The organism is Aeromonas sp. FDAARGOS 1418 (genome assembly GCF_019048585.1).
In the GTDB taxonomy this organism is placed as follows: domain Bacteria; phylum Pseudomonadota; class Gammaproteobacteria; order Enterobacterales; family Aeromonadaceae; genus Aeromonas; species Aeromonas caviae.
This window is the reverse complement of sequence record NZ_CP077387.1, coordinates 1,222,826-1,243,775: the sequence shown is the minus strand read 5'-3', so window position 1 is coordinate 1,243,775 and position 20,950 is coordinate 1,222,826. Positions and strand designations below refer to the sequence as shown.

20 protein-coding genes and 1 other RNA gene are annotated in these 20,950 nt (G+C 62.0%); 4 read left to right on the top strand and 17 right to left on the bottom strand.

Translation table 11 applies throughout. The features are described 5' to 3' along the window. Window positions 1-11 precede the first annotated feature (11 nt). The 13 genes from murC to rsmI form a co-directional block, all read right to left on the bottom strand. Complete coding sequence (gene murC / locus I6L48_RS06020) at window positions 12-1,466, bottom strand: UDP-N-acetylmuramate--L-alanine ligase (protein ID WP_041211792.1); 1,455 nt, start codon at window positions 1,464-1,466, stop codon at window positions 12-14. 110 nt (window positions 1,467-1,576) lie between these two features. Next, window positions 1,577-2,644, bottom strand: a complete 1,068-nt coding sequence (gene murG / locus I6L48_RS06015; RefSeq protein WP_113069547.1) for an undecaprenyldiphospho-muramoylpentapeptide beta-N-acetylglucosaminyltransferase — start codon at window positions 2,642-2,644, stop codon at window positions 1,577-1,579. After that, entirely contained in the window at window positions 2,641-3,825 is a 1,185-nt protein-coding gene (ftsW, locus tag I6L48_RS06010; RefSeq protein WP_043154095.1) for a cell division protein FtsW, read from the bottom strand. Before ftsW ends, murG begins: the two co-directional genes overlap by 4 nt. Then, window positions 3,822-5,105 carry a UDP-N-acetylmuramoyl-L-alanine--D-glutamate ligase gene (gene murD / locus I6L48_RS06005; protein WP_043154094.1) on the bottom strand — a complete coding sequence of 428 codons (1,284 nt, stop codon included), beginning with the start codon at window positions 5,103-5,105 and terminating at the stop codon, window positions 3,822-3,824. Before murD ends, ftsW begins: the two co-directional genes overlap by 4 nt. A 3-nt stretch (window positions 5,106-5,108) precedes the next feature. Next, complete coding sequence (gene mraY, locus I6L48_RS06000; RefSeq protein ID WP_010675838.1) at window positions 5,109-6,191, bottom strand: phospho-N-acetylmuramoyl-pentapeptide-transferase; 1,083 nt, start codon at window positions 6,189-6,191, stop codon at window positions 5,109-5,111. Beyond that, the gene (murF, locus tag I6L48_RS05995) at window positions 6,185-7,540 is read right to left on the bottom strand and encodes a UDP-N-acetylmuramoyl-tripeptide--D-alanyl-D-alanine ligase (RefSeq protein WP_113069546.1); all 1,356 of its coding nucleotides are present in this window, start codon (window positions 7,538-7,540) and stop codon (window positions 6,185-6,187) included. Before murF ends, mraY begins: the two co-directional genes overlap by 7 nt. Next, on the bottom strand, window positions 7,537-9,021 hold the full coding sequence (gene murE, locus I6L48_RS05990) for a UDP-N-acetylmuramoyl-L-alanyl-D-glutamate--2,6-diaminopimelate ligase (protein ID WP_113069545.1): 1,485 nt from the start codon (window positions 9,019-9,021) through the stop codon (window positions 7,537-7,539). The genes murF and murE overlap by 4 nt, the downstream gene beginning before the upstream one ends. 95 nt (window positions 9,022-9,116) lie before the next feature. Beyond that, on the bottom strand, window positions 9,117-10,883 hold the full coding sequence (locus I6L48_RS05985) for a peptidoglycan glycosyltransferase FtsI (RefSeq protein WP_010675841.1): 1,767 nt from the start codon (window positions 10,881-10,883) through the stop codon (window positions 9,117-9,119). Further along, window positions 10,880-11,194 (bottom strand): cell division protein FtsL, encoded by a 315-nt coding sequence (gene ftsL / locus I6L48_RS05980; RefSeq protein WP_010675842.1) that lies wholly within the window; start codon window positions 11,192-11,194, stop codon window positions 10,880-10,882. The genes I6L48_RS05985 and ftsL overlap by 4 nt, the downstream gene beginning before the upstream one ends. Before the next feature lie 3 nt (window positions 11,195-11,197). Then, complete coding sequence (gene rsmH, locus I6L48_RS05975; protein WP_042015088.1) at window positions 11,198-12,136, bottom strand: 16S rRNA (cytosine(1402)-N(4))-methyltransferase RsmH; 939 nt, start codon at window positions 12,134-12,136, stop codon at window positions 11,198-11,200. Continuing rightward, entirely contained in the window at window positions 12,137-12,595 is a 459-nt protein-coding gene (mraZ, locus tag I6L48_RS05970; RefSeq protein WP_039040489.1) for a division/cell wall cluster transcriptional repressor MraZ, read from the bottom strand. A 447-nt stretch (window positions 12,596-13,042) separates the two neighbouring features. Next, an RNA gene (gene rnpB, locus I6L48_RS05965) (RNase P RNA component class A) lies at window positions 13,043-13,429 on the bottom strand. A 62-nt stretch (window positions 13,430-13,491) separates the two neighbouring features. Beyond that, window positions 13,492-14,325: a 16S rRNA (cytidine(1402)-2'-O)-methyltransferase gene (rsmI, locus tag I6L48_RS05960; protein WP_041211835.1), complete on the bottom strand. Its 834-nt coding sequence runs from the start codon at window positions 14,323-14,325 to the stop codon at window positions 13,492-13,494. A 199-nt stretch (window positions 14,326-14,524) separates the two neighbouring features. Between rsmI and I6L48_RS05955 the strand changes: the two genes are divergently transcribed. The 4 genes from I6L48_RS05955 to dolP are packed head-to-tail and all read left to right on the top strand — an operon-like array spanning window position 14,525 to window position 17,811. Further along, window positions 14,525-16,315, top strand: a complete 1,791-nt coding sequence (locus tag I6L48_RS05955) for a penicillin-binding protein activator (RefSeq protein ID WP_045522195.1) — start codon at window positions 14,525-14,527, stop codon at window positions 16,313-16,315. Further along, window positions 16,233-16,628: a YraN family protein gene (locus I6L48_RS05950; protein ID WP_080770042.1), complete on the top strand. Its 396-nt coding sequence runs from the start codon at window positions 16,233-16,235 to the stop codon at window positions 16,626-16,628. Before I6L48_RS05955 ends, I6L48_RS05950 begins: the two co-directional genes overlap by 83 nt. 9 nt (window positions 16,629-16,637) lie before the next feature. Next, window positions 16,638-17,228 (top strand): SIS domain-containing protein, encoded by a 591-nt coding sequence (locus I6L48_RS05945; RefSeq protein WP_010675848.1) that lies wholly within the window; start codon window positions 16,638-16,640, stop codon window positions 17,226-17,228. Window positions 17,229-17,232: 4 nt separating this feature from the next. Beyond that, window positions 17,233-17,811, top strand: coding sequence for a division/outer membrane stress-associated lipid-binding lipoprotein (dolP, locus tag I6L48_RS05940; protein WP_113069544.1), 579 nt, complete (start codon window positions 17,233-17,235; stop codon window positions 17,809-17,811). A 43-nt stretch (window positions 17,812-17,854) separates the two neighbouring features. On the opposite strand, the gene I6L48_RS05935 is transcribed toward dolP, so the two are convergent. From I6L48_RS05935 to I6L48_RS05920, 4 genes are all read right to left on the bottom strand, one after another. Continuing rightward, a complete protein-coding gene (locus I6L48_RS05935) occupies window positions 17,855-18,286 on the bottom strand; it encodes a ClpXP protease specificity-enhancing factor (RefSeq protein ID WP_029314842.1) in 432 nt (143 codons plus the stop codon). Continuing rightward, window positions 18,283-18,912, bottom strand: coding sequence for a stringent starvation protein SspA (sspA, locus tag I6L48_RS05930; RefSeq protein ID WP_039040485.1), 630 nt, complete (start codon window positions 18,910-18,912; stop codon window positions 18,283-18,285). The genes I6L48_RS05935 and sspA overlap by 4 nt, the downstream gene beginning before the upstream one ends. 87 nt (window positions 18,913-18,999) lie before the next feature. Further along, window positions 19,000-19,734 (bottom strand): cytochrome c1, encoded by a 735-nt coding sequence (locus tag I6L48_RS05925; RefSeq protein WP_104454878.1) that lies wholly within the window; start codon window positions 19,732-19,734, stop codon window positions 19,000-19,002. After that, complete coding sequence (locus I6L48_RS05920; protein WP_010675853.1) at window positions 19,731-20,948, bottom strand: cytochrome bc complex cytochrome b subunit; 1,218 nt, start codon at window positions 20,946-20,948, stop codon at window positions 19,731-19,733. The genes I6L48_RS05925 and I6L48_RS05920 overlap by 4 nt, the downstream gene beginning before the upstream one ends. Between the last annotated feature and the right edge of the window lie 2 nt (window positions 20,949-20,950).

Sequence of the window (20,950 nt, the reverse complement as noted above, 5' to 3'; positions counted from 1 at the left end):
TCATTGGGCCCTCAGGCACCGGATTTCATGCTATCCACGCTCAATTTCATCTCACCGAGACGACGGGCCAGCGCACCGACGTTACCCGCCCCCTGGGTCAATACCAGATCCCCCTCGCCAATCAGGTCGGCCAGCACCGCGGGCACATCATCCGGCGTTGCGACAAAGATGGGCTCCAGGGTGCCGCGGGAGCGGATGGAACGGCACAAGGCACGGCCATCGGCACCGGGAATGGGCTCCTCACCGGCGGCATAGACCTCCAGCATCACCAGCACGTCCACCTTGGAAAGCACATCCGCGAAATCTTCGTAGAGATCCCGGGTCCGGCTGTAGCGGTGCGGCTGGAACACCATCACCAGCCGCTTCTCGGGCCAGCCGGCACGAGCGGCGTTGATGGTCACCTTCACTTCGCTCGGGTGATGACCGTAATCGTCCACCAGCATGGCCTTGCCACGGCCGGTTTCAAACTCGCCATATTGCTGGAAGCGGCGCCCCACCCCTTCAAACTTGGAAAGTGCCTGGATGATGGCCTCGTCGCCGATGCCGTCTTCGGTTGCCACCGCGATGGCGGCGGCGGCGTTGAGGGCGTTGTGGATGCCCGGCAGATTCAGGGTCACCTCCAGCTCACCCGCCCCTGCACGGCGCACCCGGAAGCGGCTGCGATTGCTGGTCTGCACGAAGTCCAGCACCTGCACATCGGCATCATCGCTCAGACCGTAGGTGAGGGTAGGACGGGCGATCTCCGGCAGCATGCCGCGGATCACGGGGTCATCCACGCACACCACGGCCAGACCGTAGAACGGCAGGTTGTGCAGGAAATCGATGAAGGTGGCCTTCAACCTGGAGAAATCGCCACCATAGGTGTCCATGTGATCCGCTTCGATATTGGTCACGATGGAAACCATGGGTTGCAGATGCAGGAAGGAGGCGTCGCTCTCGTCCGCCTCGGCAATCAGATAACGGCTGCTGCCCAGGCGGGCATTGGTGCCGGCGCTGTTGAGCAGACCGCCGATGACGAAGGTGGGGTCGCGATCCGCCTCGGCATAGATGCTCGCCACCAGACTGGTGGTGGTGGTCTTGCCGTGGGTCCCGGCGATGGCGATACCGTGACGGAAGCGCATCAGTTCCGCCAGCATTTCGGCGCGGCGCACCACGGGAATACGCAGCTCGCGGGCAGCCAGCAGCTCGGGGTTGTCCTGCTTGATGGCGGTGGAAACCACCACTACGCTGGCACCGTCCACATGCTCGGCACTGTGACCGACAAAAATGTGTGCGCCCAAAGAGGCCAGGCGTTCGGTCACCCCGTTGCGGGCCAGATCCGAGCCGGTCACCTGATACCCTTCATTGGCAAGCACTTCCGCAATACCGCCCATACCGGCGCCACCGATGCCGATGAAGTGGATGCGACGCACGCGGCGCATTTCGGGGATAACGGTACGCAGTTTTGCCAGTTCAACCTTGGTCATAGTTCTTTCTCAATTCGCGGCCACAGGCCATTTTCATTCGGCGACATTCATCAGTTCGAAGACAGAAGCGGGGCCTTGGCGGCACATCTTGGCCTTCCATCTCGTTTGGCTCAGCCGGTGGCGAGCCGCTTGCACTCATCGGCAACCCGTTCGGCGGCATCGATGATGGCGACCCGGCGCGCGGCCTGGGCCATGTTCAACAGGGTTTCCCTGCGCCCGGCGAGCCAGGAGAGGCGCGACGCCAGCGCGGCCGGCGTCAGCTCGGACTGGGGCAGGAACTCGGCCGCACCGCCGTCGACCAGGGTCAGGGCGTTGCGGGTCTGGTGATCGTCCACCGCATGGGGCAGGGGCACGAAGATGGCGGCCACACCGGCAGCGGCCACTTCGGAGACGGTCAATGCGCCGGCGCGGCACACTACCAGGTCCGCCCAGGCATAGGCATCCGCCATGTCCTTGATAAATTCACTCACCTCGGCCTCGACCCCCAGCCCGGCATAGGAGGCAGCCACGGCCTCCCCATTGCCCTTGCCGCACTGGTGACGCACCTCGATGGGCACACCGGCAGCTGCAACCGCAGGAGGCACCTGCTCGTTGAGGACCCGGGCCCCCAGGCTGCCACCGACCACAAGCAGGCGCAGAGGATCGCTGCTGCTGCGCAGTTGGGGATCCGGCAGCGCCACCACCTCGGGGCGCACCGGGTTGCCCACCACGGCGGTGCGGGCATTGGGGGCGAAGGCACCGGGGAAGGCCATCAGTACCCGCCTGGCGATACGGGCCAGCAGCTTGTTGGTCAGGCCGGCGGCGGCATTCTGCTCGTGCAGCAGCAGCGGAATGCCGGACAGCCAGGCGGCCACGCCACCCGGGCCGGAGGCGAAGCCCCCCATGCCCAGCACCACATCGGGCTGGATGGTCTTGAGCACCTGGCGGGCCTGCAGCACGGATTTGACGATGCGATAGGGGGCCGCCAGCAGCCGCTTGATGCCATTGCCACGCACCCCCTGGATATCGATGAAGGAGATGGGATAACCATGGGCAGGCACCAGCTCCGCCTCCATCCGGTCGGCAGTGCCGAGCCAGTGGATGGTCCAGCCCTGGGCCTTGAGGCGATCGGCGACGGCCAGGCCGGGGAACACATGGCCCCCGGTACCACCCGCCATCACCAGTAACGTCTTGCTCACGCAACCTCCCGCACACGCGCCTGGGCACTCGCCTGGCGCAACTCAAAATCGATACGAATCAACATGCTCACCGCCACCATCATGATGATGAGACTGGAGCCGCCATAACTGACCAGCGGCAGGGTCAGCCCCTTGGTAGGCATCATGCCGCTGGCGGCACCGACGTTGACGAAAGTCTGGAAGCTGAACCAGATGCCGATGCCGATGGCCAGATAACCTTCATAGAGCCGCTCGGCCACCAGCGCCTGGTGACCCAGCTTGAGCGCCTTCACCGCCAGCGCAAAAATCAGGAAGAGTGCGCCAAGCACCCCCACGTAGCCCAGCTCTTCGCCCAGAATGGCGAACACGAAGTCGGTGTGGGCCTCCGGCAGGTACTCCATCTTCTGGATGGAGTTGCCAAGCCCCTCGCCAAACCAGCTCCCCCGACCAAAAGCCATCAGGGACTGGGTCAGCTGATAGCCGCTGCCAAAGGGATCGGCCCAGGGGTCGAGGAAGGAGGTCACCCGCCGCATCCGGTAGGGCTCCGCGATGATCAGGGTCACCACTGCGCTCACCCCCACCAGGATGAGACCGATGAACTGCACCAGCCGGGCACCGGCCAGGAACAGCATCCCGAGGGAGGTGACGAACATCACCACCACTGACCCGAGATCCGGCTGGGCCAGCAGCAGGATGGCCACCACGAACAGCACCGCCATGGGTTTCATGAAACCGATGAAGCGCTCGCGCACCTCGCTCTGGCGGCGCACCAGATAGCCTGCCAGATAGACGAACAGCGCCAGCTTGCCGAACTCGGCCGGCTGCAGGTTGAAGGGGCCCAGCGGCAGCCAGCGTACCGAGCCGTTGACGCTGCGCCCCACCAGCAACACCATCACCAGCAGCACGATGGCCAGCAGCAACATGGGGCCGTTGTAGTGCTGCCAGCGTGCCATGGGCACCTGCAACACGAACCAGGAGATACCCAGCGCCATCACGAGGAACATGCCGTGGCGCTTCACGAACATGAAGGGATCGTTGTTGATGGCGATCCCCTCAGGAATGGAAGCGGACGCCACTATTACCAGCCCGACGCCCATCAGGGCGAGTGCCAGCACCACCAGCTGCCGATCGTAGAGACCGGCGGGGCGCGCCGGTAGCAACCAGCGCTGCAAGAATCCTGCGACGGCGCGAAGGGCGTTCATAGTGCCAGCACCAGTTCGGTGAAGCGATCGCCGCGCGCTTCGAAGGATTTGAACTGGTCCAGGCTCGCGCAGGCCGGTGCCAGCAGCACCCAGTCACCGGGCCTGGCATCGGTCGCCGCCTTGGCGACCGCGGCATCGAGATCGGCAACCCGCTCGGTCTGTTCGCCCAGGGCCAGCAGCACCTCGGCATCCTGACCAAAGCAGTACATGTGATCGATCTGGCTGCCGAGCAGCGCCTGCACCGGGCCGAAGTCCTGCCCCTTGCCCTGGCCACCGGCCAGCAGCAGCAGGCGGCCTTTGACCGCTTCACGCACCCCGGCCACGGCGGCCAGGGTCGCCCCCACGTTGGTGGCCTTGGAGTCGTTGATCCAGCGCACCCCATTTACCTCCCGCACGAAGCGGGCACGGTGAGGCAGGCCTTCAAAGCGGCGCAGCACGGCAAGTTGTGCCTCGCGGGGAATGCCCACCGCATCGCACAGGGCCATGGCCGCTAGGGCATTGGCCTGGTTGTGGGCACCCACTATCTTCATCTCGTCCACCGCCAGGAGCGGCTCGCCGTGCAAAGTCAGCCAGTGACGGCCCTCCAGCTCGCAGCGACCGTAGCCGTTGCAGTCGAGGCCGAAACTCTGCCAAACCTGACCCACATCGGGCAGGGTCTGGGGATCGTCGCGATTGATCAGGATGTGCTGGGAGTGCTGATGGATCTCCATCTTGGCGGCGCGGTAATCCGCCATGCCGGCATAGCGATCCATATGATCTTCACTGAGGTTCAAGACCACGGAGGCGGCGGCCCGCAGGCTGTAGGTGGTCTCGAGCTGGAAGCTGGAGAGCTCCAGCACGCAGAGATCCATGGGCTGCTTGAGGAGTGACAGCGCCGGGGTGCCGATATTGCCCCCCACACCGACCTTGAGTCCCGCCTCGGCGATCATCTCACCCACCAGAGTGGTGACCGTGCTCTTGCCGTTGGAGCCGGTGATGGCGATGACGGGCGTCTGGGTTTCACGCACGAACAGTTCGATGTCACCGACGATGCGCACCCCGAACTCGGCGGCGGCCTTCAACTCCGGAGTCGCCAGGGCGATGCCCGGGCTCGCCACTATCATGTGCGCCTGCTTGAGCCGCTCAGCGTCCAACCCGTGGATGAGCTCAACCTCGGGGGGAAGCTCGTCCTTGCCCGGCGGATTGGCACGGGTGTCCATCACCAGCGGCGTGACGCCGCGGTCGAGGAAGTAATCGACGCAGGAGAGTCCGGTTTTGCCGAGTCCGATGATGATGACCATGGCTTACCTCACCTTCAGGGTGGCGAGGCCAAGCAGCACCAGCATGAGGGTGATGATCCAGAAGCGCACGATGACGCGCGGCTCCGGCCAGCCCTTCTTCTCATAGTGGTGATGGATGGGGGCCATGCGGAAGATCCGCACGCCGCGCAGTTTGTAGGATCCGACCTGCAGGATCACCGAGACGGTCTCCATCACGAAGACGCCCCCCATGATCACCAGCAGGAACTCCTGGCGCACCAGCACCGCGATGGTACCGAGCGCGCCGCCCAGGGCAAGGGAACCCACGTCCCCCATGAAGACCTGGGCCGGGTAGGTGTTGAACCAGAGGAAGCCCAGGCCCGCGCCCACGATGGCGGTACAGACGATCACCAGTTCGGAGGTGTAGGGCACGTAGGGAATGTGCAGGTAGTTCGCGAAGTTGACGTTGCCGGTCGCCCAGGCGATCAGGGCGAAGCCTCCCGCCACCATCACGGTGGGCATGATGGCGAGGCCATCCAGGCCATCGGTCAGGTTGACCGCATTGGAGGTACCGACGATGACGAAGTAGGTCAGCAGGATGAACATCAGGCCGAGCTGGGGCATCACATCCTTGAGGAAGGGCACCACCAGCTGGGTCTGACCATCGTGGGTGGCCGTGGCGTAGAGGAACACCGCCACACCCAGCGCGACCGCGGACTGCCAGAAGTACTTCCAGCGGGCGATGAGGCCGTCGGTGTTCTTGCGCACCACCTTGAGATAGTCATCGGCAAAACCGATGGCGCCATAGGCCCCCAGCACGAACAGCACCAGCCAGACATAGGGGTTGTCGAGGCGGCACCAGAGCAGCACAGAAGTGAAGATGGCGGCAATGATCATCAGGCCGCCCATGGTCGGGGTGCCCTTCTTGCTGAGGTGGGATTCGGGACCGTCGTTGCGGATCACCTGGCCGAACTTCATGATCTGCAGGCGACGGATGAGGCGCGGCCCCATCCAGAGCGCCACCACCAGACCGGTGATGATCGACAGGATGGCGCGAAACGTCAGGTAGGAGAAGACGTTGAAGAAGGTGAAGTGCGGGGTGAGCAGTTCCGCCAGCCAGACTAGCATGTGGCTGACTCCTGATGGCCCTTGACCATCTCGACGATATCTTCCATGCGGGAGCCACGGGCGCCCTTGACCAGAATCGAAATTTCCTGATGTGTCTTTATCATTTGCGCAAGCACTTCAAACAACGACGCCTTGTTATCGAAATGTCGGCCAGCCGCGGCATCTGCGGTGTGGCGACTCTGTTCCCCTACGGTCAGCACGGCATCGAGGCCCTGCTCACGGGCGTGGTGTCCGACCCGGGCATGCTGCGCGGCGGACTCCTCACCCAACTCTTTCATGTCACCGAATACCAGCACCTTGTAGCCGTTCATGGCGGTCAGGGCATCGATACCCGCCAGCACGGACTCCACGCTGGCGTTGTAGGTGTCATCCACCAGGGTGAGGCCACCCCAGCGTTGCACGCAGAAACGGCCCTTGACCGGCGCCATCTGCTCCAGCCCCGCCTTGACGGACGCAAGCGATGCGCCCAGGGCCAGGGTCCCGGCGGCAGCAGCCAGGGCGTTGGCCACGTTGTGGCGGCCCGGAATGGCCAGGGTCAGGTTCACCTCTCCCTGGGGCGTCACCATCACGAACCCGGCACAACCCTGCTCGTTGAGCACGATGTCGCGGGCGTGGAACGGCTGACGCTGAGCCTCGAGGGAGAAGGCGCACTGGATGCCCTTTTCACGCCACTTCGGCCAGAACTCGTTGTCTGCATTGACGATGGCGGTGCCGCTCTCGCCTAGCCCTTCGAAGATTTCGCTCTTGGCATGGAACACCCCTTCCAGGGAGCCAAAGCCTTCCAGGTGCGCGGAAGCGACGTTGTTGATGATGGCGGCGTCGGGTCTGGCGAGCGACGTGGTCCAGGCGATCTCGCCCGGGTGGTTGGCTCCCAGCTCCATCACCGCGAACTGGTGTTGCGGCTCGAGGCGCAGCAGGGTCAGCGGCACCCCCACCTCGTTGTTGAAGTTGCCGGCGGTGGCCAGCACCTCCCCTTCACAACGCAGGATGGCCGTCGCCATCTCCTTCACCGTGGTTTTGCCACAGCTGCCGGTGATGGCGAGCACTTTCGGATTAATGCGCTCGCGCACCAGCCTGCCCAGACGCCCAAGCCCCTTGAGGGTGTCGCCCACCACCAGTTGTGGAATGGCCAGCGGCAATTCGCGCTCCACCAGCAAGGCACTGGCGCCGGCGGCAACCGCCTGGTCGCAGAAATCGTGGGCGTCGAAACGCTCGCCGCGCAGGGCCACGAACAGCGCCCCCGCGCCCAGGGTACGGGTGTCGGTGCTGACCGCCGTGATCTCATGGTCGTCCCCGATCAGACGGGCATCGAGCACCTGCGCCAGGTCGGCAAGCCTGAGGGTCATCATTTGAATGACTCCATTAATGTGTGCAAGGCGGCTGCGACGGTTTCCCGATCGCTGTAGTGCCGCTTGTCGGTTCCAATGATCTGATAATCCTCGTGGCCTTTGCCAGCCACCAGGATGATGTCCTCTTTGCTCGCTTGACTCAGTGCCAGCTGGATTGCCTTGGTCCTGTCGTGTTCGATCTGCACGGCGCCGGGATCGCGAAGACCCGCCACCATGTCGGCCATGATCCGGGCCGGCTCCTCGGTACGGGGATTGTCGTCGGTCAGGATCACGCAGTCAGCATGCTGCTCCGCCATGGCAGCCATCATGGGACGCTTGCCGCGATCCCTGTCGCCGCCGCATCCCACCAAGCACCAGAGCCGGCCGTGACAGTGCACCCGCAGGGCCTGCAATGCCTTCTCCAGCGCATCCGGGGTGTGGGCGTAATCGACCACGGCGAGCGGCGCATCGCCACCGCCGAAGCACTCCATGCGACCGGTCACCGGTTGCAGTCTGGGGGCCGTCGCCAGCAGGTCATCGAAGTCGTAGCCGAGCACCAGCATGGCGCCCATGGCGCCCAGCACGTTGCTGACGTTGAAGCGGCCGAGCAAGGGGGCGGATAATACACCATTCCCCCAGCTGGAGTTAATGCGCGTATCAAAACCTTGTTGGTGGAAGTGGGGATCCTGCGCCGTCAGTTGTCGTCCGGCATGGTTTTCAATCGGACCATGAACCCCGAAGGCCACCGCACCGGGATAGGTCGCCAGCCATTGCCGTCCCAAATGGTCATCGGCGTTGATAACGGCGCAAGGCTCATCCACCAGCTTCAGCAGCTCCTCCTTGGCGGCGGCATAGGCCTCCATGGTGCCGTGATAGTCCAGATGATCCCGGCTCAGGTTGGTGAAGACTGCCGAGGCAAACGGCAGGGCCGCTACGCGATGCTGCACCAGACCGTGGCTGGAGACCTCCATCGCCACCAGATCGGCCCCCTTCTGCTGCAAGGCGGCCAGATTGGCCTGCACCTGGACCGCGCTGCCCGTGGTGTTCTCTGCTTCGATGAGCTCGCCAAACAGACCGTTGCCTATGGTGCCCATGACCCCGGCCTTGCCCCCCAGCAAGGTGCGCCAGTTGGCTACCAGCAGGGCCGTGGTGCTTTTGCCGTTGGTGCCCGTGATGCCCACCAGTTGCAACTTTTGCGCAGGGTGACCGTAGAAATGACCGGCCAGCTCGGAGAGACGAGCGGGAAGATCCCTCATGCCGATGCAGGGGATCTGGGTCGCCGGAGGGACGAATTCTCCGTCCTCCTCAAACAGCACGGCGGTCGCTCCCTGAGCCACCGCCTGTTCGATGAAGCGCCTGCCATCCATCTGATGGCCACGAATCGCCACGAAGAGCGAGCCGGGACCGACCCGCCGGCTGTCGAGCTGGAGATCGGTGAGGGAAAGCGCCGGGGCGTCGATGCCGAAGCGGCTCATCAGTTGATCAAGTGTGCGGGGCGGCATGGGAAGCCTCCGAAAATGCGGGAATGCGGGCGCTCGTACACGCCATGGAAAACGCCCCGGCAGCAGCGGGGCCGATGGAAAAAACCGGATGCCCGTCAAGTACGCGGTGCGCCATTGTTGGCCTCCGTGCGGGCAAGCTTGGCGGGTACCTCGGGCGGGATCGCATCGGGACGGATGTTGAAGAGCTGCAACACGCCTCCCATGGCCTCCGCAAAGGGCGGGGTCGCCACGGCACCGCCGTAGTAGGCATCCCCCTTGGGCTCGTTGATCACCACCACCATGACGAAACGGGGATTGCTGGCCGGCGCGAAACCGGCAAACCAGGCCATGTAGTCCTTGCCATAGCCCCCAGCCACGGCCACCTTGGCGGTACCACTCTTGCCACCGACCCGATAACCGGGGATCTGGGCCTTGGGAATGGCATTGCTGACCACGTACTCCAGCGCCTGCAACATGGCGGCGGCGTTGTTGTGATCGATGACCTGCTCACCCTTGGGCGGCTTGGTCACCTTGATGATGGAGAGCGGTACCCGCTTGCCCTTGTTGGCCAGGGTGGCGTAGGCGGAGGCCAGCTGCAGCGGGGTCACTCGCAGACCATAACCGAACGACAGGGTGGCTCGCTCGATGTCGGACCAGCGGCGACGCTGGGGCAGCATGCCGCTGCTCTCCCCCATCAGGCCGCTGCCGGTGTCCATGCCGAAGCCCACCATGCTCAGGGTGTTGATCATCTCCTGGGCCGGCATCCGCAGCGCGATGCGCGACATACCGATGTTGGAGGAGTAGCGCAGGATGTCGTACAGGTTGGTCGCCTTGTGGATACTCACGTCACGGATCTGCTTGGCCCCGATGAAGAGGGGGCCGCCCGGGATGAAGTCCTTCCAGCTGGTGACACCGGCTTGCAAGGCACTAAGCAAAATCAATGGCTTGACCGTGGAGCCCGGCTCATAGGTATCGGTCACCACCCGGTTTCGCACCCGGAAACTCTGGTACTGGCCGCGGTTGTTCGGGTTGTAGGAGGGGGTGTTGACCATGGCGAGCACCTCGCCGGTCTTCACATCCAGCATCACCATGGAGCCGGAGGTGGCCTTGTTCTCGTCGGTAGCCCGTTTGAGGGCGCGATAGGCCAGCGCCTGCACCCGCTGATCGATGCTCAGTTGCAGATCGTTGGCGTGCTTGCCCTCTTTCACCAGGCCCAAGCGCTCGATGACGCGGCCCTGCCTGTCCTTGCGCACCCGCATCTCGCCAGGGGTCGCGGTCAGCCACTCGTTGTAGCTGCGCTCAATCCCCTCGATGCCGCTGCCATCGATGTTGGTCACCCCCACCAGATGGGAGCTTATCTCGCCGGTCGGGTAGAAACGGCGCGCCTCGGGGCGCAGATAGATGCCTCCCAGCTTCAACCCCTTGATGTACTCGGCCACCGCAGGCGTCACCTGACGCTGCAGATAGACGAAGCGCTTGCTCGGGTTGGCGATGCGATGCTTGAGGGTGTTGATGTCGAGCTTGAGCACGGCAGAGAGTGCCAGCCAGGCACGCTCGTTGTGGATGGCACCGGACTCGTGCACCGTCTTGGGATCGGCCCAGACCGCTTCGACCGGCACGGATACCGCCAGCTGCTCGCCATTGCGGTCCGTGATCATGCCGCGCACCGCCTGGGTGGAGGTGGTGCGCAGGGAGCGCATGTCCCCCTCCTGGCGCAGTCTGTCCGGATCGATCACCTGGATCCAGGCCAGCCGCAGGATCAGCCCCGCAAACGCGATGCCGATGAAGAAAACCAGGGTACGAAAGCGCCACGGGTAGAGTGAGGGTGCTTTCGCCTTGGCTTTGTCCTTTGCCGGAGCCTTGGTGGCGGCCTTGCGTGTCATGGTTGTGTAATTACCTTTTCAGTGGTCACCAGGGGGCGAGCCATCTGCAACTTGTCCATGGCCAGACTCGCCACCCGGGAGTGCTCAGCCAGTGTGCCCTGTTCCAGCAAGAGGTGGCGCCACTCGATGTTGAGCCTGTCCTCCTCCGCCATCAGATCGTTCTGCTTGGCCGTCAGACCCCGGGTCATGTTGGTCACCAGGATCACCGCAAAGGCGGTGACCAGCACTGCGACGGTCAACAGGACCTGCAACTTGTGGCGCCAGAGATCCGCAACGATCTCCCTGGCGAGGTGAACGCGCACGTCGCTCATCGCTTACTCCGCAAGACGCTCTGCGACCCGCAGCACCGAGCTGCGGGACCGGGTGTTTTCATTGACCTCGTGGTCGGAAGGCTTGAGTGCCTTGCCGATCGACTTCAGCTTGCGACCACCGGCCAGCTGGGCTTCGGTCAGAGGGATCCCGTGGGGTACTTCCGGACCTTTCTCATGCTTGCGAATAAAATGCTTCACCAGCCGATCTTCCAGAGAGTGGAAGCTGATGACGGAGAGACGACCGTGAGGAGCCAGCACGTCCAGCGCGCCGTTGAGGGCGGTTTCAATTTCGTCCAGCTCGCTGTTGATATAGATGCGGATGGCCTGGAAGCTGCGGGTCGCCGCGTGCTTGCCCTTCTCCTTGCTCGGGTTGACCCGGGCAATCATCTCCGCCAGCTGGCGGGTGCGCACATAGGGCTCTGTCACCCGATCGTGCACGATGGCGCGAGCAATCTTCTTGGCGAAGCGCTCCTCACCGAAGGTTTTCAGCACCCAGGCGATGTCGTCCACATCGGCACGGGCCAGCCACTCGGCGGCGCTCTGACCGGAGGTGGGATCCATCCTCATGTCGAGCGGGCCGTCCTTCATGAAGCTGAAGCCACGTTCGGCATCGTCAAGCTGGGGGGAGGAGACACCGAGATCCAGCAGGAAGCCATCGACCTTGCCCAGCAGGCCGCGCTCGGTCAGATAGCGGGTGATGCCGGAGAAGGGACCGTGCACGATCTCGAAACGGGGATCCTGGATCTTGGCCGCCTCGGCAATGGCCTGGGGATCCCGGTCGATGGCGATCAGACGGCCATTGGGGCCCAGATGCTGGAGAATGAGACGAGAGTGACCACCCCGGCCAAAGGTACCGTCGACGTAGATACCGTCCGGCTTGATGGCCAGCCCTTCGACGGCTTCGTGCAACAGCACTGTGATGTGTTCAGCGGCTTGGGTCATTTATAAAGAAAAATCCTGTAGTCGTGGTGAACTTGCCCAGTCGTCCTCGGGCAGGCCCAGGATGTCGTCGTTGATCTGTTGTTGCCAGCGGGCTTCATCCCACAGCTCGAATTTGTTGAGCTGGCCCACCAGCATGACTTTCTTGTCCAGCCCGGCATGGCTGCGCAGCGGCTGGCTAAGCAGCAGACGGCCATTGCCATCCAGTTCGCATTCGGCCGCGTGGCCGAGCAGCAGACGCTGCAGGCGGCGTTCCGCCGGGTTGGTGCTGGAAAGGGTCTTCAGCTTGCGCTCCACCTCTTCCCATTCATTCAGGGGATAAAGCAGCAGACAGGGATGGGCGATGTCGATGGTGCAGACCAGCTGGCCGTCGCATTCGTCGCGCAGCCAATCACGAAATTTGGTCGGAATCGCCAACCGCCCCTTGCTGTCCAGGCTGATGGCGTGAGCGCCACGCAACAAATTGCAGTCCCCGAAAGGTGAGTTATGGGGGCTAGATGCCCAATAAAACCACTTTGATCCACTTTTCTCCACCATGAAGTTTAAGGACGAGCAGGGGGCTTTTCAAGCAAGGATCTCGGGCATGGGGAACATATTGACGCAGCGTGATGGGACTACCGATTAAATGAATTGATTTTCCACAAGTTATTTGTGTTACCCGCAACTCGATTAATTTTCAGCAATTAAAAAACTGACAAATTGCACGAATAAACATCAGCCATGCAGGCCGCGCTTCTCCAGCGCCATCACGATATTCAGAACATGGAAAAATTCCACATAACAGATTGATATAAAATACATTTGTTAAACATAGCTAGCCCAACAGTAAATATCACGAGTCAACCGAGGCAGTACTTTATGGTTAATAAAAAGAGCCTTGCGATAAATCGCAAGGCTCTTCAGGAAAGAGGTCGGAGTCGGCCTGTAAGCCGGGTTCTGTACCGGGTTGCCCCGGGTAGCAATCATTCCTCTAGGCCAGCAATCGCTCGCTGGCTCAAGCAACCTACCCGCCCCCAACGCGGGCCGCGCCAATAGGGGCCTATTTGGTCTTGCTTCGGGTGGAGTTTACCGTGCCACGAACTGTTGCCAGTCGCGCGGTGCGCTCTTACCGCACCCTTTCACCCTTACCTGATCCCTTGCGGGCCATCGGCGGTCTGCTCTCTGTTGCACTGGTCGTAGGCTCGCGCCCCCCAGGCGTTACCTGGCACCCTGCCCTGTGAAGCCCGGACTTTCCTCCCCTCCGCCCGTCTGTCCCGAGGGACACAACGACGAAGCAGCGATTGCCCAGCCAACTCCGAGGCGCGGATTATAGCCTCGCGAGACGGACGGGGTAAACCGTCAATTCCGGTTTACGGCAATTAATAGTGCTCGAGACCGTATTTGTAGAGGGCATTCTTCTTCACCCCGTGGATCTCGGCGGTGAGGGCTGCAGCCTTCTTGAGGGGCAGCTCGCTGACCAGCAGGCCCAGGGTGCGGATCGCCTCCGCAGGCAACTCGTCATCCACCTTGCTGGCACCGGCGACCACCAGCACGATCTCCCCGCGGCAACGGTTATCGTCCTCTCCGAGCCAGGCCAGCATCTCGGAGGCGGGCAGACCGTGGATGGACTCGAAGGTCTTGGTCAGCTCGCGGCACACCACCACCTGGCGCTCACCAAGGATGCGAGCGATCGCTTCCACCGTCTCCTGCACCCGGCGCGGCGATTCGTAGAACACCAGAGAGCGGGTGTCTTCGATGACGGCTTGCAGGCGATCATCCCGCCCCTTGGCCTTGGCCGGCAGGAAACCCTCGAAGGCGAAGCGGTCGGTGGGCAGCCCGGCGGCGGACAGCGCCGTGATGGCAGCGCAGGGACCGGGCAGCGGCACCACCTTGACCCCGGCTTCGCGACAACGGGTGACCAGGTGATAACCGGGGTCGCTGATGAGCGGCGTCCCCGCATCGGAGACCAGGGCCACGCTCTTGCCCTCCTTGATGCGGGCGATCAGCACATCCGCCTTTTGCTGCTCGTTGTGATCGTGCAGGGCAAAGGTCGGTACCGAGATCTGGTAGTGGCTGAGCAGGATCCCGGTATGCCGGGTATCCTCGGCGGCCACCAGATCGACGCTGCGCAGCACGTCCAGTGCTCGCTGGGTGATGTCGGCCAGATTGCCGATCGGAGTGGGGACTATATACAGGGTTGGGATGTCACTCATGGGAGCTCCGAGTGTCCCGACAATTGTGTCGCCATATTGGCCCGTTTACACTATGGAGAATTTCAACACTGGTCGGGGAATGAACTTGAACCGGGTTATAAAGCAGCTAAGTGTATCACGACTCTTCGGCATCCTACTCGCGGCAGTCCTGCTCGCCGCCTGTGCGTCGGAGCCCAATCAATCTTCCGGACAACCCGGCATGCCGTCAGCCTTCTCGGATCTGACCAAGAATGCCCAGTGGTATCTGGAGCAGGTGGATCCCGCCAAACCGGCAGAGGCCTTCGTGTGGCAGATGATGGCGGCGCGCAGCTATCTGGCGCTCGGCCAGGCGAAACCGGCTGCCGCCCTGTATCAGCAGTTGCAGAAGCAGGCGAAGAGCCCGGAGCAGCAGGCGCAGTTGCAACTGCTGCAGGCACACCTGCTGCTCGCCCAGGGCAACGCCAACCAGGCGCTGATCCTGCTGGAAGGTAAGCCGGATGTGGTGCTGGATGCCGATACCCAGAAGGACTGGTACCGCCAGCGCGTGGTGCTGCAGCTCGACATCAACAACAAGTTTGGTGCGGCCAAGTCGCTGATCCTGCTGGAACCTTATCTGGCCAAGAATGAGCTGGCCACCAATCACCAGCAGATCTGGTCACTGCTGAAAAGCATGACCCCCTCCACCCTGCAGGCGCTCGAAGAGGAGCCAGCTCCCGATGTCACCACCGGCTGGCTGCGTCTTGCGGCGCTGGTGAATGAGTTCGGGGCACAGCCGAGCCAGCTGGCCCGCCAGCTTGCCGGCTGGAAGCAGAGCTTCCCTAACCACCCTGCCCAGAGCGACATGCCGGCCGGCCTTGGGGATCTCGCTACTACGGACAACGGTTCGCTTCAGCAGATCGCCGTCTTCCTGCCGCTCTCCGGCAACCTGGAAGCCCAGGGCGCCGCCATCCGCAACGGCATGCTGATGTCCTACAAGGAAAATCAGAGCCAGTTCACCCTGAACTTCTATGATACCCAGGGCAAGGCGATGGGGGACCTCTACAAGCAGGCGATTCAGGAAGGGGCCAACATGATCATCGGCCCCCTGCTCAAGGATCAGGTGGAGGAGCTGCTCAAGTCGAGTCCGACCGTGCCGGTGCTGGCGCTCAACGAGCTGGACAAGCCGATCGTCAACGACAACACCTTCTATTTCTCGCTCTCCGCCGCTGCCGATGCAAGCCAGGCGGCCCAATACCTCTATGGTCAGGGCTACCGCAAGCCGCTGCTGATCGCGGCACAAGGCCGGATTGGCTACAGCAGTATCAAGGCGTTTGAACAGGCCTGGGCCGGCGTCAGCCAGGAGAAGCCCGTGGTTGCCACCTTCGGGGCGCGTAACGAAGTGCAGGGCATGGTCAAGAACGCTCTGAGCGGCCGTTCCACCGCACGAGCCGGGGAGATTGTCCAGCTGTCCGATGCCGCGCCGCGCAGCATCGACGCCGTCTATGTGGTGGCCAACAGCCTGGAGACCCGGATGATCAAGCCCTATGTGGACATCTCGGTCAATCCCATGGGCAGCCTGCCCATCTACAGCAGCTCGCGGGGATACGACGGCGGGACGACCGAGGTGGCATCCGAGCTCAACGGTATGCATATCTCCGACATGCCGCTGCTGCTGGGTGGCTTCGAGACGCAGCGTGAACAGATTGCCCTGCTCTGGCCCCAGACCCAGGGCGACCTGCTGCGCCTGTTCGCCCTCGGTTACGATGCCGTCAGCCTGGCAGGCAACCTGCCGCAAATGCGCAAGGTCAATGCCATGCAGCAACCCGGCATGAGTGGCCAGCTGAGCGTGGATCCCCAGGGCAACATAGTGCGCATGCTGGACTGGGCCACCTACCAGAATGGCAAGCTGGTCAGCGACAGCGCCGCCCCCCAGCTGGAGGATGCGACTCATGAAGAGGCTACTGACACAACTTCACCAGCAGTGGTTGAACCTGTTGCCGTCGGCAGCGACGAGCAAGGGACAACACTTTGAGCAAATAGCGGAACGCTGGTTGCAGGCCCGCGGCCTGCAACCCGTGACCCGCAACTACCGCTGCCGTGGCGGCGAGATCGATCTCATCATGCGCCAGGGAGAGACCCTGGTGTTCGTTGAAGTGAGATATCGCGCCAACGCCACCCATGGCGGTGCAGCCAGCTCGGTCACCCGGCGCAAACAGCACAAGATCGTGCTGGCCGCGCGCCACTATTTCAAGCAACATGCCATCAATGAGGCCAACCAGGCCTGTCGATTCGATGTGATCGCGTTCGAGGGCGACCAGCCGGACTGGATCCAGAACGCGTTTTAAGAGGACCCCATGACTGATCCCATCAAAGAGAATTACACCGAAAGCATCCAGACCAAGATAGCTGCCGCCGAAGCACTGCCGGATGCCATCCATACGGCAGCCCAGATGCTGACCATCTGCCTGCTCAATGGCCACAAGGTGATGGCATGTGGCAATGGTCCTTCCTCGGCATTGGCACAGCTGTTCATTTCCGAACTGGTGAACTGCTATGAAACTCCTCGCCCCTCCCTGCCCGGTCTCGCCCTGACGCCCGACATGGCGACCATCAGCGCCATCGCCACGGATCACGGTTTCGAAGAGGTCTATGCCAAACAGATACGTGCTCTGGGACAACCAGGCGACATCCTGGTGGTCATCACCACGACAGGCAACAGCCGCAGCCTCATCAAGGCTGCGGAGGCCGCCCTCTCACGCGACATGACCATCATTGTTCTCGGTGGCGGAGACGGGGGAGAGATCGCCGGTCTGCTGGGCCCCAATGACGTGGAGATCCGCGTTCCTTCCGCTCGCCGTCCTCGTATTCTGGAAGTGAACCTGTTGACCCTGCACTGTCTCTGTGATCTCATCGACCAGACACTTTTCCCGCAACAGGAAGACTGAAACCATGAAGAAGCCTATTCTCGCTCTTGCCCTGCTGACCGGCGTCCTGCTGCTGCAAGGCTGTGCTGCCGTGGTGGTCGGTGGCGCGGCTGGCACCGCCAAAGCGAGCGGCGATCGCCGCACCCTGGGTGCCCAGTGGGACGATCAGACCATAGAGCTGAAAGCCGCCAACCTGTTGGCCGACAACAAGCCCCTGAGCGCCGCCAGCAAGATCAGTGTCTACAGCAACAACGGCCGTGTGCTGCTGGTGGGTCAGACACCCTCTGACACTTACAAACAGGAAGCGGGCAGAATCGTGAGCCGGATTGAAGGGGTTCGCCATGTCTACAACGAGCTGCGCCTTGGCAAACCAGTCAGTATCGGCGTGCGCAGCAATGACACCTGGATCACCTCCAAGGTGCGGGCCGACATGCTGGGCACCAAGAACTTCGATAGCGCCAAGGTGAAGGTTGTCACCGAGAATGGCGAGGTGTTCCTCATTGGGTTGGTCACCCGCCAGGAAGGGGATCAGGCCGTGGAAATCGCCCGCCACGTCAGTGGCGTTAAGCAGGTGATCAAAGCCTTCGAGTTTGCCCAGAATTGACCATCTGGCAGGATGAAAAAACGCAGCCTTCAGGCTGCGTTTTTTATTTGATGACTTTCAGAGTCGGGCGACCGCTCGGGCGCGGTGGTTCCGGCTCGGGGTCAACCGACGTGGGTGTCTGTGCCTGTTCCAGCCAGAGGTCATACCCGGGCTCCGGCGGGAACAGGGTCCCCACTCCATTCTCCCTGGCATGGATGGCCAGTACGGCCGCCATGGGGATATAGACCTGCTGCGATACGCCACCGAAACGGGCGCTGAAGCTGACAGCGTCATTGTCCATGTGGAACTGGCCCACGGCCCGGGGGGCGATGTTCAGAACAATCTGGCCATCCTGCACGAACTGCATCGGTACCATCACATGGGGAATGTTGGCATTGACCACAAGATGGGGAGTCAGATCGTTATCCAGCAACCAGTCAAAAAACGCCCGCAGCAGATACGGGCGACTGGGTGTCATTGTCGGTTCCATGCTCATACGCCGGCACGGATCTCGCGCTCGGCCTCGGTCAGGGAAGCCTGGAAGGATTCACGCTCGAACAGGCGAACCATGTAAGCCTTCAGCTCTTTGGCGCCACGGCCGGTGAAATCGATGCCCAGGCTCGGCAGACGCCACAGCAACGGCGCCATGTAGCAGTCGACCAGACCGAACTCTTCGCTCATGAAATAGGGCATCTCGCCGAAGATGGGGGCGATGGCCAGCAGGTTGTCACGCAATTCGGCACGGGCGGCTTCGGTATCGGTGCCCGCCATGATCTTGTCGGCCAGAGAGTACCAGTCCAGCTCGATGCGGTGCATCATCAGACGGCTGTTGCCGCGCGCGACCGGATAAACCGGCATCAGGGGCGGATGCGGGAAACGCTCATCCAGATACTCCATGATGATGCGCGAGGTGTACAACGCCAGCTCGCGATCCACCAGAGTCGGTACAGTGTTGTACGGGTTCAGCTCGGCCAGCTCATCCGGCAGGTTGGCAGGATCAACCTGGCAGATATCCACGCTAACACCCTTCTCCGCCAGGACAATACGCACCTGATGGCTGAACATATCGTTGGCACCGGAAAACAGCGTCATTACCGAACGCTTATTGGCAGCTACAGCCATTGAACCCTCCCGTCATTAAAAAGCAGAAACGGCAATGAAGCATGTCTGTCTTCATTGCCGTGCGTCATATTACTCCGATCTGGTCGCTTAGTGAACGTCGCGCCAGAATTCCTTCTTCAACAGCACAGTGAAGATGAAGAAGATAGCGATGAATCCGAGTACCCAGAAGCCCATGCGTTCGCGCTCCTGCTGCACCGGCTCAGCCGAGTAGACCAAGAAGTTTACCAGATCCAGTACCGTCTGATCATATTCTTCGTTGTTCATTTCACCGTTGCCGTCAGATTTGATGCTGACGACTTGCTGCATCTCAACGCCATCCAGGGTGTGCGTCTTGAACTCGGCGCGGGGCGTCCCCTGCAACGGCTCCAGCACATGGGGCATACCCACGGACGGGAAGACGGCGTTGTTCACCCCGAATGGACGGGTCTCGTCCACGTAGAAGGAACGCAGATAGGTGTAGATCCAGTCTGCACCACGCACCCGGGCAACCAGGGTCAGGTCGGGGGGCGGCGCGCCGAACCAGCGCGCAGCATCCTTCTCGGACATGGCACTCTTCATCAGATCGCCGATCTTGGCGCCGGTGAAGACCAGGTTCTCCTTCATCAGATCGTCCGGAATACCGATGTCGGCCGCCACCCGGTTATAACGCTGATACTGGGTGGAGTGACAGCCGGCACAGTAGTTCATGAAGGTGGCGGCCCCCCGTTGCAGGGATGCCTTGTCACTCAGATCGTACTCCGCCTTGTCGAGGGGGAAGCCACCGCCAGAGGCCAACACCAGACCTGGCAGCAGGGCCAGCACTGCAAAAATTATTCTTTTCATTTGAATGTCACCCTCTCCGGCAGCGGCTTGGTGTTCTCATTCTTGCTGTAGAAGAACAACAGGACGAAGAATCCGAAATAACCCAGAGTACAGAGCTGTGCAATCAGCGTCAGGGTCGGGGTTGATGGCAGCACGCCCAGCACCCCCAGGATAATGAAGCAGACCACGAACTGGGCGATGTTCAGCTTGTGCAGGGTGCTGCGGTAACGCACCGAGCGCACCTTGCAGCGATCCAGCCAGGGCAACAGGAACAGCACCACGATGGAGAGGCCCATCATGATGACCCCCAGCAGCTTGTCAGGCACCGCACGCAGGATGGCGTAGAAGGGGGTGAAGTACCAGACCGGAGCGATATGCGCCGGTGTCTTCAGGCCATTGGCCACCTCAAAGTTCGGTTTCTCGAGGAAATAGCCCCACATGTCCGGCTTGAAGAAGATGATGGCACAGAAGAAGAACAAGAAACCGGCTACCCCGATCATGTCCTTCACGGTGAAGTAGGGGTGGAATGCGACCGCATCCAGTGGCCAGCCGTTCTCGTCCTTGTGCTTCTTGATGTCGATGCCATCGGGGTTGTTGGAGCCCACCTCGTGCAGCGCCAGGATATGCATGGCCACCAGCATCACCAGCACCAGCGGCAGAGCGATGACGTGCAGCGCAAAGAAGCGGTTCAGGGTCGCACCCGAGATGACATAGTCCCCCCGGATCCACAGGGTCAGATCGTCACCGATAACGGGGATGGCACCGAACAGCGAGATGATGACCTGGGCCCCCCAGAACGACATCTGCCCCCAGGGCAGCAGGTAACCCATGAAGGCCTCGGCCATCAGCACCAGGAAGATCAGCATGCCGAAGATCCACAGCAGTTCCCGTGGCTTCTGGTAAGAGCCGTAGATCATACCGCGGAACATGTGCAGGTAGACCACGATGAAGAAGGCGGATGCCCCGGTTGAGTGCATGTAACGCAGCAGCCAGCCGTAATCCACATCCCGCATGATGTATTCCACGGAAGCGAAGGCACCTTCCGCCGAGGGGTTGTAGTTCATGGTCAGCCAGATGCCGGTGATGATCTGGTTGACCAGCACCAACATGGCAAGAGAGCCGAAGAAGTACCAGAAGTTCAGGTTCTTGGGCGCCGGATACTTGGCCATATGGTCGTTGTACATGGCCGTGAGCGGGAAACGATCATCGATCCAGCCCATGAGTTTGGCAAACATGG

Bases quoted from the DNA above. Each gene is read 5' to 3' on its own strand.
- murC (WP_041211792.1), bottom strand. From the start codon at position 1,466: ATGACCAAGGTTGAACTGGCAAAACTGCGTACCGTTATCCCCGAAATG.
- ftsW (WP_043154095.1), bottom strand. From the start codon at position 3,825: ATGAACGCCCTTCGCGCCGTCGCAGGATTCTTGCAGCGCTGGTTGCTA.
- murD (WP_043154094.1), bottom strand. From the start codon at position 5,105: ATGGTCATCATCATCGGACTCGGCAAAACCGGACTCTCCTGCGTCGAT.
- mraY (WP_010675838.1), bottom strand. From the start codon at position 6,191: ATGCTAGTCTGGCTGGCGGAACTGCTCACCCCGCACTTCACCTTCTTC.
- murF (WP_113069546.1), bottom strand. From the start codon at position 7,540: ATGATGACCCTCAGGCTTGCCGACCTGGCGCAGGTGCTCGATGCCCGT.
- murE (WP_113069545.1), bottom strand. From the start codon at position 9,021: ATGCCGCCCCGCACACTTGATCAACTGATGAGCCGCTTCGGCATCGAC.
- I6L48_RS05985 (WP_010675841.1), bottom strand. From the start codon at position 10,883: ATGACACGCAAGGCCGCCACCAAGGCTCCGGCAAAGGACAAAGCCAAG.
- ftsL (WP_010675842.1), bottom strand. From the start codon at position 11,194: ATGAGCGACGTGCGCGTTCACCTCGCCAGGGAGATCGTTGCGGATCTC.
- rsmH (WP_042015088.1), bottom strand. From the start codon at position 12,136: ATGACCCAAGCCGCTGAACACATCACAGTGCTGTTGCACGAAGCCGTC.
- rsmI (WP_041211835.1), bottom strand. From the start codon at position 14,325: ATGAGTGACATCCCAACCCTGTATATAGTCCCCACTCCGATCGGCAAT.
- I6L48_RS05955 (WP_045522195.1), top strand. From the start codon at position 14,525: ATGCCGTCAGCCTTCTCGGATCTGACCAAGAATGCCCAGTGGTATCTG.
- I6L48_RS05950 (WP_080770042.1), top strand. From the start codon at position 16,233: ATGAAGAGGCTACTGACACAACTTCACCAGCAGTGGTTGAACCTGTTG.
- I6L48_RS05945 (WP_010675848.1), top strand. From the start codon at position 16,638: ATGACTGATCCCATCAAAGAGAATTACACCGAAAGCATCCAGACCAAG.
- dolP (WP_113069544.1), top strand. From the start codon at position 17,233: ATGAAGAAGCCTATTCTCGCTCTTGCCCTGCTGACCGGCGTCCTGCTG.
- I6L48_RS05935 (WP_029314842.1), bottom strand. From the start codon at position 18,286: ATGAGCATGGAACCGACAATGACACCCAGTCGCCCGTATCTGCTGCGG.
- sspA (WP_039040485.1), bottom strand. From the start codon at position 18,912: ATGGCTGTAGCTGCCAATAAGCGTTCGGTAATGACGCTGTTTTCCGGT.
- I6L48_RS05925 (WP_104454878.1), bottom strand. From the start codon at position 19,734: ATGAAAAGAATAATTTTTGCAGTGCTGGCCCTGCTGCCAGGTCTGGTG.
- I6L48_RS05920 (WP_010675853.1), bottom strand. From the start codon at position 20,948: ATGTTTGCCAAACTCATGGGCTGGATCGATGATCGTTTCCCGCTCACG.